The 13770-nt window shown below is 68.1% G+C and carries 9 protein-coding genes; 6 read left to right on the top strand and 3 right to left on the bottom strand.

Features of this window, described 5'->3' with window-relative positions; genetic code table 11:
- The first annotated feature begins 91 nt into the window (after positions 1–91).
- Positions 92–1783, top strand: a complete 1692-nt coding sequence (locus tag AC07V5_RS26830; protein ID WP_495118679.1) for a calcium-binding protein — start codon at positions 92–94, stop codon at positions 1781–1783.
- Between the two features lie 170 nt (positions 1784–1953).
- Positions 1954–5220 (top strand): two-component regulator propeller domain-containing protein, encoded by a 3267-nt coding sequence (locus AC07V5_RS26825; protein ID WP_495118678.1) that lies wholly within the window; start codon positions 1954–1956, stop codon positions 5218–5220.
- A gap of 112 nt (positions 5221–5332) precedes the next feature.
- Here AC07V5_RS26825 and AC07V5_RS26820 read toward each other — a convergent pair whose 3' ends face one another.
- The 3 genes from AC07V5_RS26820 to yjgA all read right to left on the bottom strand — a co-directional run bounded on the left by AC07V5_RS26820 (position 5333) and on the right by yjgA (position 9315).
- A complete protein-coding gene (locus tag AC07V5_RS26820) occupies positions 5333–7990 on the bottom strand; it encodes an FG-GAP-like repeat-containing protein (protein WP_495118677.1) in 2658 nt (885 codons plus the stop codon).
- Between the two features lie 220 nt (positions 7991–8210).
- Entirely contained in the window at positions 8211–8786 is a 576-nt protein-coding gene (gene mog, locus AC07V5_RS26815) for a molybdopterin adenylyltransferase (protein ID WP_495118676.1), read from the bottom strand.
- Positions 8779–9315 (bottom strand): ribosome biogenesis factor YjgA, encoded by a 537-nt coding sequence (yjgA, locus tag AC07V5_RS26810; protein ID WP_495118675.1) that lies wholly within the window; start codon positions 9313–9315, stop codon positions 8779–8781. Before yjgA ends, mog begins: the two co-directional genes overlap by 8 nt.
- A 58-nt stretch (positions 9316–9373) precedes the next feature.
- Here yjgA and pmbA point away from each other — a divergent pair, with 58 nt between their 5' ends.
- From pmbA to AC07V5_RS26790, 4 genes are all read left to right on the top strand, one after another.
- Complete coding sequence (gene pmbA / locus AC07V5_RS26805) at positions 9374–10741, top strand: metalloprotease PmbA (protein ID WP_495118674.1); 1368 nt, start codon at positions 9374–9376, stop codon at positions 10739–10741.
- A 59-nt stretch (positions 10742–10800) separates the two neighbouring features.
- Complete coding sequence (locus AC07V5_RS26800; protein ID WP_495118673.1) at positions 10801–11961, top strand: ABC transporter substrate-binding protein; 1161 nt, start codon at positions 10801–10803, stop codon at positions 11959–11961.
- A 69-nt stretch (positions 11962–12030) separates the two neighbouring features.
- Positions 12031–12912 carry a branched-chain amino acid ABC transporter permease gene (locus AC07V5_RS26795; protein ID WP_495118672.1) on the top strand — a complete coding sequence of 294 codons (882 nt, stop codon included), beginning with the start codon at positions 12031–12033 and terminating at the stop codon, positions 12910–12912.
- 3 nt (positions 12913–12915) lie between these two features.
- Positions 12916–13770, top strand: a complete 855-nt coding sequence (locus tag AC07V5_RS26790; protein ID WP_495118671.1) for a branched-chain amino acid ABC transporter permease — start codon at positions 12916–12918, stop codon at positions 13768–13770.

Here is a 13770-nt window from a genome sequence, read left to right as displayed (position 1 = left end):
GGGCTGATACGGCTGCTCGCGACAGTGACTCCTGTGCAAAACGCAAGGCGGAGAGGGCTCCGCCGGCACCCCAATCACAGGAGATCACACCATGATGCAGATTGACCAAGGCTACGAGACCATCGGCGGCGAGTTCTGGCGGGTCATGACCGCCCAAGGCGACGAGGGCGACAACCATTTCGAGGCCGATGCCGAATACCTGTTCCAGTCGGTCGGCTCGTGGTCGACGCCGTGGAGCGAGGATCTGCCCATCACGGCCTGGTGGATCGAAGCGCCCTGGGTCATCCACGCGGGTGGTGGCAACGACACCATCCTGGCCGGCGACGAGGGCGACCTGGTCTACGGCGGTACGGGCAACGACATCCTCAAGGGCCTCGATGGCGAGGACCGCATCTTTGGCGAGAGCGGTGACGACACGCTGTATGGCGGCGACATGGGCGACTGGCTGGACGGCGGCTCCGACAACGACAAGCTCTATGGCGGCGCCGGCAACGACGACATGGACGGCGGCGACAACGACGACCAGCTCTATGGCGAGGCCGGCAACGACTCCATGCGCGGCGGCAATGGCAACGACTGGTTTGACGGCGGCGACGGCTGCGACCAGATGGCGGGCCAGATGGGCGACGACAGCTACATCGTCCGTTACGGCCCCAACGACATCGTCATCGAGAAGGCCGGCGAGGGCTATGACACGGTCTATATGCTGACCGGCAGCTATACCTTGCCCGACAACGTCGAAGCCTTGCGCCCCTACAGCAGCTGGACGGCTGCCGTGACCATGACAGGCAACGCGGGTGACAACGACCTCTTCGGCGGCAACAAGGCCGACAAGCTCAACGGCGGCGCCGGCAACGACTACATGGACGGCGGCGCCGGGGCCGACACGATGACCGGCGGCAGTGGCAACGACACCTATGTCGTCGACACCAACGCCGACGTCATCGTCGAGGCGGTCAACGGCGGCATCGACACCGTCGACACGCTGATGTCGGTGACGACGCTGGGCGCCAACGTCGAGAACCTGCGCATGGCCTCGTCCACCCAGGCCGACGCCACCGGCAATGCGCTGGCCAACGAGATGCTGGGCAACAACGCCATCAACACCATCGAGGCGATGGACGGCAACGACACCGTCTATGCCTACGGCGGCGATGACTGGGTCTATGGCGGCAACGGCAACGACACCCTCGACGGTGGCATGGGTACCGACCGCCTCTACGGCGAGGCCGGCAATGACAAGCTCTACGGCTCGCTGGGCGTGGACTACCTGTGGGGCGGCACCGGCAACGACGTCCTCAGCGGCGGCGCCGACGGCGACATCCTGAACGGCGAAGACGGCAACGACATCCTGCAGGGTGATGGCGGCAACGACTTCCTGAATGGCGGCGCCGGCAGCGACGTCATCAATGGCGGTGACGGCAACGACAACATCAACGGCGGCGCCGGCATCGACATGCTGACCGGCGGCGCGGGCAACGACGTCTTCAAGTACAACAGCTTGGCCGATTCCAGCGGCACGATGTGGGACTCGATCACCGACTTCCTGCACGGCAGCGACAAGATCGACCTCTCGGCCATCGATGCCGACACGACGATGGCGGGCAACCAGGCCTTCCACTTCACCGGCAGCCGACCCTTCTTCACGTCGGCCGGTGACCTGTGGATCGTGTCCGCCAGCGGCGAGACCCAGCTCTACGGCGACGTGAACGGCGACGGCGTCGAGGACTTCCGCATCGACGTGGCCTACAGCGGCCTGCAGGCCAGCGACTTCCTGCTGTAACGGGGTGGCTGTACGGTCCCGAGCCAGGGGCTAGCGGCGTTGCCTCGAAGCCTCACGGCTTCGCGCCAGACAGCGCCGGCGTCGATCAGAATCGCGGGTTCCGGGCCCCGGGCCCGCCTTCCTGTTGACGGCCTGCTGTGCTTCTGCGCGAGTTACGACTGCGGCTCTCCTTGGTTTGGCGATTTGCGCTGGGCCTGGCGGCCGCCATCGCGTTGACCGTCGGGCAGGGCGAGGCGGCTGCGGCACCGGCCGAGAAGCGCTGGTCCAGCCTGGCTGACATCACCTTCCAGCACCTCAGCCAGGAGCAGGGCCTGCCCAATGCCATCGCGACAGCGATCGCCGAGGACGGCCAGGGCTTCCTGTGGGTGGGCACGCTGGGCGGCCTGGCCCGCTGGGACGGCTACCGCTTCAAGGTCTACAAGGGCGACTCACAACGCCCGGGCGCGCTGCCCGACAACTACGTGCAGTCCCTGCACGGCGACGCGGCCGGCCGGCTGTGGGTAGGCACCAGCGCTGCAGGCCTGCTGAGGTATGACCCTGCGGGCGACCGCTTCGTCACCATCCCGGTCGGCGGGCCGCAAGGCCTGAGCCATGTCAGCGTGCGCCAGATCGCCGATGACGGCGCCGGCGGGCTGTGGGTCGTCACCGACGGCGGCCTGGACCATCTCGACCCCGCCAGCGACCGCATCGAGCACGCCAGCGCCGCCGGCGGATGGGCGGCCGGCGCCGGTGCCCAGGTCTGGGCTGTGCTGCGCGACCGCCGCGGCCAGCTCTGGGTGGGCAGCGCGGCGGGGCTGTTCCGCCGTCCGGCGGCGGGCGCTCCGCTGCAGGCCGTGCCGCTGGCACCCGGCCGCACCGTGCAGCCCCAGGCCCTGGCGCAGGACAGCGCCGGCCAGATCTGGGCCGGCAGCCTGCACGAGGGCGTCTTCGTGCTGGGCAGCGAGGGCGATGCGCCGGCCATCGAGGTGCGTGAGGCTGGCGTCGCCGAGAAGGACGACCTGCTCCTCAACAACCAGATCGCCAGCTTGCTGGAGGTGCAGCCGGGCGAGATGTGGGTGGCGACGCTGGGGCAGGGCGCTGTCGCCGTGGACATCGAGCGCCGCGAAAACCGACACGACACCCGACGCATCCGCCATGTGCCGGCTTGGCCGGTGAGCCTGGCGGACAACGCGCTGCGCACCCTCTACCGAGACCGTGCCGGCCTCGTCTGGGTGGCCTCCAACCGCGGCCTGAGCCGCTACGACCCGCGCCAGGGCGGCGTGCTCACCAGGCTGGGTGCCAGCCCCGAGATCGGCGACGCGCTGGACTCGCGCTTCATCAGCACCGAGATCAGCTGGATCCTGCCCATGCCCGACGGCCGCCTCTGGCTGGCCACCCACAAGAGCGGCGTCGACATCCTCGACGCGACCGGCGCCCGCGTCAGCGCGCTGCGGCCCGATGCAAGCCGCCCCGAGGCCGCGCTGCCGCCGGACATCGTGCTTGGCATGGCCCGGGTGGCCGATGGCAGCGTCTACATCGGCACCAAGCGCGGGCTCTATCTGGCGGATGCCGACGGGCGCCGCATCAAGCGCGTGACCTTCGCCGGCCGCGACCCGGCCGCGTCGACCTGGGCGTTGCTGGCCGATGGCGACACGCTGTGGGTGGGTGGCCAGTTCGACGGCCTGTGGCGGCTGGACCTGGCCAGCGGCCGTGGCGCGGCCGTCAAGCCGGCGGCGCCAGGCCTGACCGACCAGCGCATCATGGTGCTGGCCCGCGGCGCGGCCGGCGAGCTGTGGGTGGGCACGCGCAACGGCCTCAACCGTGTGGACCCCATCAGCGGCAGCGTGCTGCAGTACCCAGCCGGGCCGACGCTGCCGCGCGGCCTGTCCGCCGGCTTCGTCACCGCGCTGATGACCGATGCCGACGGCCGGCTCTGGGTGGGCAGCTACGGCGGTGGCATCGACGTGCTGCCGGCGCAGGGCCGGGGCGACGCGACGCTGCGCCTGGGTACGCCCCAGGGCCTGCCGGACGGCACCGTCAACGCACTGCTGCAGGACCTGCAGGGCCGCGTCTGGGCCAGCACGGACGACGGCCTGGCGCGCATCGACCCCGAGCGGATGACGGTGCGCTCGCTGCGCCGCGCCGAGGGCGTTGTCTTCCCGACCTACTGGACGGGTTCGGCCGCGCGCACCGAGCGGGGCGAGCTGCTGTTCGGCGGCGCCGGCGGCATGACGGTGGTGGTGCCCGAGAAGCTGCAGGCCTGGAGCTACCGGCCCGAGGTGCTGGTGGTGGACGTGCAGGTTGGCGGGCGAGCGGTGGCACTGGCGCCGGGTGGCGCGGCCGCGCTCGACGTGCCTGCCGATGGCAACAGCCTGGCCGTGGAGTTCTCGTCCAGCGACTTCTCGGCGCCCGAACGCAACCGCTACGCCTACACGCTGGAGGGCTACGACGCCGGCTGGGTGGCCGCCGACGCGGCGCGCCGCCTTGCGGCCTATACCAACCTGCCACCGGGCGACTACAAGCTGCGCCTGCGCGCTTCCAACCGCGACGGGCAATGGGGTGAGCGCGAGCTGGCCCTGCCGGTGCGCGTGCGGCCGGCCTGGCACCAGACCTGGTGGTTCCGCACCGCGCTGGCTTTGGCCCTGGGCCTGCTGCTGATCGCGGCGGTGGCGGCGCGCACGCGGCTGCTGCGCCACCGCCAACTGGAGCTCGAACACAAGGTGCGCGAGCGCACGGCCGAGCTGCGGGCCTTGCACCATGCGCTCGAAGAAAAGTCGGTGCAGCTGGAGCTGAGCAGCGTGACCGACCCGCTGACCGGCCTGCACAACCGCCGCTTCCTGAGCGAGCACATCGAGCAGGACCTGTCGGCCAGCCTGCGCCGCGCCCAGGAGACGCTGGCGGCCGGTGGGCAGCCGCTGGACACGGACAACGTCTTCCTGCTGCTGGACATCGACGCCTTCAAGCGCATCAACGACCGCTACGGCCATGCCGCGGGCGACGCGGTGCTGGTGCAGTTCGGGGCGCGGCTGCGCTCGGTGCTGCGCGAGTCTGACTACCTCGTGCGCTGGGGTGGCGAGGAGTTCCTGGCCGTTGCGCGGGACACCGACCGCCTGCGCGCCGAGGAGCTGGCCGAGCGCATGCGCGCCGTCATCGCCGCCGCGCCCTTCGTGCTGGATGACGGCAGCGACATCGTCGTCAACTGCTCCATCGGTTTTGCCTGCATGCCTTTCGAGCTGGAGCGGCCGCAGACGCGCAGCTGGCAGCAGGTCGTCAACCTGGCCGATCTGGGCCTCTATGCGGCCAAGCGCTCCGGCCGCAACGCCTGGGTCGGCGTGCACACGACCTCGGGCCGCGGCGCCGGCGGCCAGCGCGTCGTGGGCGGCTTCGGCCTCAGCAGCAACCGCAACCTGGACGAGGTGGCCGCTGCGCTGGCCGAACCGGGCATCGTGACGGGTTAAGCCGGGGTGGGGCGCTGCGACGGCAAATCCCGTCGTTCACAGGCCGCCTGGAGAGACAAGGCGCCGTACGACGACAGTGCCGCCGGCCACCTTGCTCCGCCAGAGCCAGGCACTATTTGAAATAGTTGCCCCAAAGGTTCTTGATCACGCGGCCATCGCCGTTCGGCGCCGCCGCCGTGGGCAGCACGTCGAAGTTGTTCACCGACAGGTAGAAGCCGACCCCGCTGTTCGACAGCAGCCACGTGCCTTCCGCCTTGCTTTTCACGCCATAGACGAAGCCGCTGCCGGACGTGGCGTTTCCGCCGGGGTAGGTGCCCAGCGCGCGGCCGAGCGAGTCGTCGTAGGTCAGCCAGCGGCCGGTGTTGTTGCCGGTTGTGGCCACTCGCCCGCCAGATTCGACGGCCAGCATGTTGCCGTTGCGGGACATCGCCGGCTCGGCGATGACCTTGCACATGCCGTTGGGCAGCGCCTTTTCACCGGACCACTCGCCGCCGGTGCGTCGCACCTGCGTGCAGCGACCCCAGGAGACCCAGATGAACTCGCCGCTGTCGGTGATCGTCGTGATCACCGGTTTGGTGGAGAACTGGGTCGAGACGTTCCAATCGTTGACGGTCCAGGTGCCGCCCGGCTTGTCGAGGCTGGCGGCCCAGCGGGAGTTCTGCACGCCGTTGTCCTGGGTCCAGACGACGACGGCCTGCCCCTTCTCGCCAACGGTCAGCGACTCGAAGCTCGCCTTGGCGCCTCGCGTGTCCAGCACTTCCATGGCGCCGACGCCAGTTTTCACGGACCCCCGATGGGCGACCACATCGACCGTGGTGAGATCCTGTGAGCCGACACCGGCGACGACGAAGTTGCCAAGGCCATCGATCCCCACAATGCCGACGATGGTCAAGGTCGGCAGCTGCTTTTTGTCGAATCCGGCTTGGCCGACCGCGCGCCAGGCGACGCCGGCGACATCGACATAGCTGGTCGTGCCACTTCGATTCCACGAAGGCAGCTCGACGACGATGTCGCCTGCCTGGTTGATCTGCGCCCCCAGGCTGGCCCGAGGTACGTCGGCGATGGCGATGGGCGATTCCCAACTGCCATTGCTGGCCAGGAATCGTGATGTCACGAGGAATCTGCAGCTGCCACTCGTCTTGTAGGTGCTGGCGGAGCAGGGGGCCAGGGCGTGCCAGTAGGCGACGGCGTTGCCGTTGGACGATGTGTTCACGCCGTATTCGTAGCTGGTGTCGATGTTGGCGTCGTTGTCGAGCGCGACCGGCGTGGAGTAGCTCGGAGCGACGTTCGCCGCCCCTGGCGTGCCCCGCGTGGCGTAGAGCACGCTGCGAGTGCCGTTCAGCTTCACGAACAGCACCGTCACGCGGCCGGCATCATCGATGCCGCCGGTGGCGCTTAGCACGTGGTTGTCATCCGTCTCCAGCATCTGGCCGGCGGTCCAGGCGCGCGCGGCGAGCAGGCTGTTGCGCTTGATCAGCGTCGGCTTCCAGGCCGGGCTATACAGCAGCGTGGATTGCGAGGCGATGCTCAGGCCGTCCATCAGCCAGGCCACCGTCTGGCCGGAGGCGGCATCGCGCCAGAGCAGGTCCTGCTTGCCGTCGCCATTGAGGTCGGCGACCAGCTCGACCTGCCAGCCCGGGATCGCCAGCAGCGTGGCGTTGCCCTTCACGGTGGCGCCCTTCATGAGCCAGCCTGCGGTCTCGCTCGTGGCGGCATTGACCCAGATCAGGTCGGCGCGCCGGTCACCGTCCAGGTCGGCGGTCAGTGCCACCTTCCAGCTGGCGTGGGTGAACAAGGTCGTGGATGAGGACGCGGTCAGGCCATCCATCAGCCAGAGCACGGTCTGCCCCGTCGCTGCGTTGTGCCACAGCAGATCGTCTTTGCCGTCGCCGTTAAAATCGGCCACATGCGTCACCTGCCAGCTGGCCAGGTCCAACAGCACGGCATTCGACAGCACGGTGCTGCCATTCATCAGCCACACGGCCGTTTGCCCCATCTGGCTGTTGCGCCACACCAGGTCTGCCATGCCGTCGCCGTTGAAGTCGCCGACGAAGGCGACCTGCCACACCGTGCTGGTGAACAGCACCTTGCTGCTCACGACCGTGGTGCCGTCCATCAGCCAGATGACGGTCTGGCCGGTCTGTGCGTTGGAGAAGAGCAGGTCGTCCCGGCCGTCGCCGTTGAAGTCGGCGCTCTGGATCAGCTTCCAGCCGGGGCTTTGCAGCAGTACCTTGCTATCGAGCGTCTGGCTGCCGTTCATGGTCCAGGCCACGATCTGGCTGGTGGCGGCGTTTTCCCAGATGTAGTCCTGCTGGCCATCGCCGTTGAGGTCGAGGCTTCGCGTGATCTTCCAGTCCGTGGATTGCAACAGCGTCGTCGAGCTCTTGGCAACCGGCCCATCCATCGCCCAGGTCACGGTCTGGCCGGACGAGGCGTTGTGCCATAGCAGGTCGGTCGTCGAATTCGCTGAGGTGGCGTTGACGGCCAGCGCCTTGGCGCGCGGCTGCTCCGCGGGCTGGGCGGACATTCGTGCCATCAACGCAGCGGCACCGGCGGCTGGCATGGTCGCCGCTCGGGTGCTCGTGGTTCCCATGCGGGTCACCCGTTCCTGCCCCTCTTCAGCTGGCAGGATGGCCTCCATCGTGGCTGACCCGCTGGCGGGTTGCGCGGCCATCGTGCGCATCGTGGCAGGCGCCTCGTCCGCGCCACCGCCGCAGCCGGCCAATACCAGGCAGGCCAAGGCCCACCCGCGCTGGATGTTCAATTTCATTTTCCGCTCCCTGCAACGAACGACGGTGCGTCGCCCTCAGTTTGGTTGCTGCACCCCTTGGGTCCACAGCAACCCTGATCAAGCGCAGGGGCAATGGCGGATGGGGTTTTCTGCTAGCCGGCCAAGCGTATTCGCAGAGTTCATCCGCTGAAAGTCGTAGTTATCCCCAAAGTAAGGGAAATGACTTTGTCACAGCGTGCGGCTAGGCCGCTAACTTCACCTACTTGCGGATGGCAGATTTGGGCCGGAAGGCCTTGCACACCTCATCCCGTGTCTCGAGATAAGGGCCGCCGATCAGGTCGATGCAGTACGGCACGGCGGCGAAGATGCCGCTGGCTTTCTCGTGGCCGGCCAGGGTCTCGGCAATCGCCTTGGGCTGGCCCGGCAGATTGATGATCAGGGCTTTGCCACGAATGACGGCCACCTGGCGCGACAAGATGGCCGTGGGCACGAAGTGCAGCGAGATCTGGCGCATCTGCTCGCCAAAGCCCGGCATCACGCGGTCGGCCACGGCCAGCGTGGCTTCGGGCGTCACGTCGCGCGGCGCGGGGCCGGTGCCGCCGGTCGTCAGCACCAGGTCGCAGTGTTCTGTGTCAACCAGTTCGATCAGCGCGGCCGAGATGCCGGCCTGCTCGTCGGGGATCAGGCGCGGCACGAACTCGATGGGGTTGTGCAGCGCGCTCGTCAGCCAACTTTGTAGCGCCGGCAGGCCCTTGTCTTCGTAAACGCCGGTCGATGCCCGGTCGCTGATGGAGACGATGCCTATCCGTACCAGTTCAGGAACCGGGTCACTCATCTTCGGCAGCGGTTTCCGAGGCCTTGATGAACTGGAACAGCTCGCGGAAGGCGCGGCCGCTGCGCTTCTCGGGCTCGTTCGCCGCGTCCTTGCGCGCCGCGCGCACGAGGCTGCGCAGTTGCTGGATGTCGACGTCGGCGTGCTCGGCCAGGAACTCCTGCAGCGCATCGTCACTGGCCAGCAGGCGCTCGCGCCAGCGCTCGGACTGGTGCAGCTTGAGGCTGTCCTGCGCATGGCCGAGCTTGAAAGCAGCCACCGCCTCACGGATGGGCTCGGGATCGATCTTGCGCATCAGCTTGCCGATGTACTGCATCTGCCGGCGTTTGCCTTCGAAGTTGGTGATCTTCTTGGCTGCCTTGAGGGCGTCGTACAGGATCTCGGGCAGGGCCAGCGGCTCCCAGCGCGATTCGGGCAGGGCGAGCAAATCGTCACCCAGCTTCTGTAGGGCGGTCGAGTCGCGCTTGAGCTGGGACTTGCTGGGACCGTCGAAATCGTCCTCGGCGTCGTGTTCGGGGGTGTTGTCTTGCATCTGTGGACGTGTTCGGGCGAGTCCTATGATTGTCGCCCACCCCGATTCAGTGCCATTCATGTCCCAAGCCCAAGACGGTTTCGCCTACAGCCCCGCGCAGTTCCAGCAGTGGATCGAGGACGCCCTCGGTGAAGCGAAAAAGATCGGCGCGACCGACGCCGGTGCCGAAGTGTCCGAAGGTTGCGGGTTGTCGGTGTCGGCGCGGTTGGGCAAACTGGAGAACGTGGAGCGCAACCGCGACAAGTCGCTGGGCATCTCGGTTTACCTGGGCCAGCGCCGCGGCAACGCCAGCACCTCGGACTTCTCGCCCCAGGCCATTCGCGACACCGTGCGCGCGGCCTATGACATTGCCCGCTTCACGGCTGAAGACGAGTTCGCCGGCCTGCCCGACGCGGCCGACCTGGCCCTGGATGCGGCGGCCCGGCCCGAGCTGGACCTTTTCCACCCCTGGGCCATCGACGCCGCCCAGGCCGCCGACATCGCGCTGCGCTGCGAGGCCGCGGCGCTGACGGTGGACAAACGCATCACCAACAGCGAGGGCGCGGCGGTGTCGGCCCAGCAGTCGCATTTCTGGATGGGCAACACGCGAGGCTTTCGCGGCGGCTATGCCAGTTCGCGCCACTCGTTGTCGGTTGCCCCCATCGCCGGCCGCGGCAATGACATGCAGCGCGACGCCTGGTACAGCTCCATGCGCGACGCGGCTGACCTGGCCTCGGCCGAGGCCGTTGGCCGCTACGCCGCCGAGCGCGCGCTGTCGCGCCTGAAGGCGCGCAAGGTGGCCACCGCCGAGGTGCCGGTGCTGTTCGAGAGCACGGTGGCCATCGGCCTGCTGGGCGCGCTGGTGCAGGCCACCAGCGGCGGCGCGCTGTACCGCCGCACCACCTTCCTGCTCGACAGCCTGGGCAAGCCCGTCACGGCGGCCCATATCGACATTTCGGAAGACCCGCACGTGAAGAAGGGCAAGGGCAGTTCGCCCTTCGACGACGAGGGCGTCGTCACGCGTGCGCGCTCGGTCGTGGAGGGCGGCGTGCTGCAGGGCTATTTCCTGTCCAGCTACTCGGCGCGCAAGCTCGGCATGAGGACGACCGGCCATGCCGGCGGCTCGCACAACCTGCGCATGACCAGCCGCGCCACGGCGCCCGGCGATGACCTGCCGACGATGATCCGGCGCCTGGGGCGCGGCCTGCTCGTCACCGAGCTGATGGGGCAGGGCGTCAACTACGTGACCGGCGACTACTCGCGCGGCGCGAGCGGCTACTGGATCGAGAACGGCGAGATCGCCTACCCGGTTCATGAAGTGACCATTGCCGGCAACCTCAAGGACATGCTGCAGAACATCGTCGGCATTGGCTCGGATGAGTATTCGATGGGCACCAAGACCATCGGCTCGGTGCTGCTGACGGGCATGAAGCTCGCCGGCAACTGAGCGCGCCCGACCTATCATCGAAAACTGACCTCGCCTCACAACAACAGGAGCATCCGGAGATGACCATTCGCACCCTCAAGCCGCTTGCCATCGCAGCCTTGGCCGCGCTGACCGCGCTCGCCGGCCTGGCCCAGGCGGCCGACATCAAGATCGGCGTGGCCGAGGCGCTGTCGGGCGGTGCCGCCCAGTACGGGCAGAGCATCCGTGCCGGCTTCCAGCTCGCGGCCGACGAGATCAATGCCGCTGGCGGCGTCAATGGCAACAAGCTGGTGCTGGTCATCGAGGACGAGCAGGGCAAGAAGGAAGAGGCGATCAACGCCTTCAAGAAGCTGATCTTCCAGGACAAGGTGCTGATGCTGTTCGGCCCCACGCTGTCCAACTCCGCCCAGGCCGCCGACCCGATCGCCCAGGCCGCCAAGATTGTTGTCTTCGGCACCTCCAACACGGCGGACGGCATCACGTCCATCGGCGACCATGTCTTCCGCAATTCGGTCACCGAGGCCGACGTGCTGCCGGTCACGCTGTCGGCAGCCGTCAAGAAGCTCGGCATCAAGAAGGTCGCCGTGCTGTACGGCAACGACGACGTGTTCACCAAGAGCGGCTACGACAACTTCAAGAAGGCGCTGGACGCTCAGAAGATCGCCGTCACGACGACCGAGACTTTCGCCAAGGGCGACGTCGACTTCAAGGCCCAGTTGACCAAGATCAAGGCCGGCGCACCGGATGCACTCGTGCTGTCGGCGCTGATCGCCGAGGGTGCGCCCATCATGGTGCAGGCCCGCCAGCTTGGCCTGAACGTGCCCGTCATCGGCGGCAACGGCATGAACTCGGTCAAGGTGTTTGAGCTGGCCAAGGGCGCGTCTGACGGCCTGTGGATCGGCAGCCCCTGGTCCATCGAGAACCAGACCAAGGAAAACGGCGCCTTCATCGTGGCCTACACGCAGAAGCACAAGTCGGCGCCCGACCAGTTCGCCGCCCAGGCCTATGACGCGATGTACATCACGGCCCAGGCGCTGAAGAAGGTCAAGGTCAGCGGCGACCTCGCCAAGGACCGCGCCGCGCTGCGCAACGCGCTGCCCGACGTAAAGTGGACCGGCGCCACGGGTGGCTTCGCGTTCCGCCGCGCGGCCGACAAGGCCGGCAACCCGGCCGGCTATGACGCCAGCCAGACGGCCATCGTCAGCGTGACCAACAACGGCCGCTACGCCATCGAGAAATAAGCCGGCGTTCCGTCGCATCGGCCCGCGGCGCACTACCGCGGGCCTCGTCTTTTCCTCCTGGTTCCCGACGTGCTCGAACAGCAGCTCTTCAATGCCCTTTCGCTCGGCAGCGTCTATGCGCTGTTCGCCCTCGGCTTCACGCTGGTCTTTGGCGTGCTGGGCGTCGTCAACCTGTCGCATGGCGCCGTCTTCATGGTCGGCGCCTACGCGGCGCTGCAGGCAGTCACCAAGCTGAACGTGCCGCTGGCCGGCGCGCTGGCCGTGGCCTTTGCTGCATCGGGCCTGCTGGGCCTGGTCATCGACCTGCTGGTGCTGCGGCCGCTGCGGGCGCGCAACGCGCCGCACCTGATCCCGATGATCGCCACCATCGGCCTGGCCATCGCGTTGAACAGCCTGGCCCAGGGCCTCTTCGGCGCCGAGAACCTGCGCTTTCCGGCCGAGGTGCTGCCGCAGCAGACGCTGACCATCGCCGGGCTGCACGTGACCGTGCTGGAGCTGGGCATCATTGCGCTGTCCTTCGGCTTGATGGCGGTGCTGTTGCTGGTGCTGCGCGGCACCCAGCTCGGCCGGGCGCTGCGCGCCATCGCCGAGTCGCCCAAGGCGGCGGCGCTGCTGGGCATCAATGTGGGTGGCCTCTTCATGCTGACCAGCTTCTTCGCGGCCGGCCTGGGCGGCGTGGCCGGCGTGCTGATCGGCCTGTACTCCAACGCGCTCTTCCCGCTGATGGGCCAGCCCATCCTGCACAAGGGCATCGCCGTCATCATCCTGGGTGGCATGGGCGATATCCGCGGCGCGATGCTGGCGGGGCTGTTCCTCGGCTTCGCCGAGGTGCTGTCGGTGGCTTACATCGGCTCGACGATGCGTGACGCGGTCGGCTTCGGCCTGCTGTTCGCCGTGCTGCTGCTGCGGCCCAAGGGCCTGTTCGGCACCGTCAACGAGCGCAAGGTCTGAGCGATGGAGACCTTCGACAACTTCTGGGCCGTCTACAGCAACCTGGTGCTCACGCTGGGCACCAACTCGCTGCTGGCGCTGTCCATCTACCTGACCCTGTCCTGCGGCATGCTGGCCATGGCCAACGCGGCCTTCATGGGCATCGGTGCTTATTCGGCCGCGCTGCTGACGATGAATGCCGGCGCGCCGTTCCCGGTGGCCCTGGCGGGCGGCATGGCCGCGCCCGCTGTCGTCGCCTTCGTGATCGGCAAGCCGACGCTGCGCCTGTCGGGCGTCTACCTCGCGATGGCGACGCTGGCGTTCGGCGAGGTCGTGCGCATCTTCGTGTTGAACACCGAGGGCTGGACCGGTGGTGCACTGGGGCTGAACGGCATCCCGCCGCTGACCGAGTGGTGGCATGTGGCACTGGCACTGGCGCTGGCCTGCGGGGTGCTGGCGCTGCTGCGCCGCTCCAAGGTGGGCCGCGCCTTCGAGGCCATCAAGCTCGACGAAACGGCCGCCGGCCTGATGGGCATCGACGTCAACGCCCACAAGATGCTGGCCTTCGTGCTCGGCGCCATGCTGGCCGGCCTGGCCGGCGCGCTCAACGCCCATCTGACCTTCTTCATCGGCCCCAACGAATACGGCTTCGACCGCGGCGTCGAGATCCTGACGATGACCATCCTGGGCGGCATCAACGGCCTGATGGGGCCGATCTCCGGCGCGCTGATCCTGACGCTGCTGCCCGAGCTGCTGCGCAGCCTGGCCGACTTCCGCAACGTGGTCAACGGCCTCATCCTCGTCGTCATCGTGCTCTTCCTGCCGCGTGGGCTGTGGGATCCGGCGCGGGTGCGGGCGCTGCTGGGCAGGCGGGGTTGA

The sequence above is a fragment of the Roseateles sp. GW821-FHT02E12 genome (assembly GCF_059421665.1).
Note: the sequence above shows the minus strand (reverse complement) of the source record. Positions and strands in the feature narration are given on the sequence as shown.

Bases quoted from the DNA above. Each gene is read 5' to 3' on its own strand.
- AC07V5_RS26830 (WP_495118679.1), top strand. From the start codon at position 92: ATGATGCAGATTGACCAAGGCTACGAGACCATCGGCGGCGAGTTCTGG.
- AC07V5_RS26820 (WP_495118677.1), bottom strand. From the start codon at position 7,990: ATGAAATTGAACATCCAGCGCGGGTGGGCCTTGGCCTGCCTGGTATTG.
- mog (WP_495118676.1), bottom strand. From the start codon at position 8,786: ATGAGTGACCCGGTTCCTGAACTGGTACGGATAGGCATCGTCTCCATC.
- yjgA (WP_495118675.1), bottom strand. From the start codon at position 9,315: ATGCAAGACAACACCCCCGAACACGACGCCGAGGACGATTTCGACGGT.
- pmbA (WP_495118674.1), top strand. From the start codon at position 9,374: ATGTCCCAAGCCCAAGACGGTTTCGCCTACAGCCCCGCGCAGTTCCAG.
- AC07V5_RS26800 (WP_495118673.1), top strand. From the start codon at position 10,801: ATGACCATTCGCACCCTCAAGCCGCTTGCCATCGCAGCCTTGGCCGCG.
- AC07V5_RS26790 (WP_495118671.1), top strand. From the start codon at position 12,916: ATGGAGACCTTCGACAACTTCTGGGCCGTCTACAGCAACCTGGTGCTC.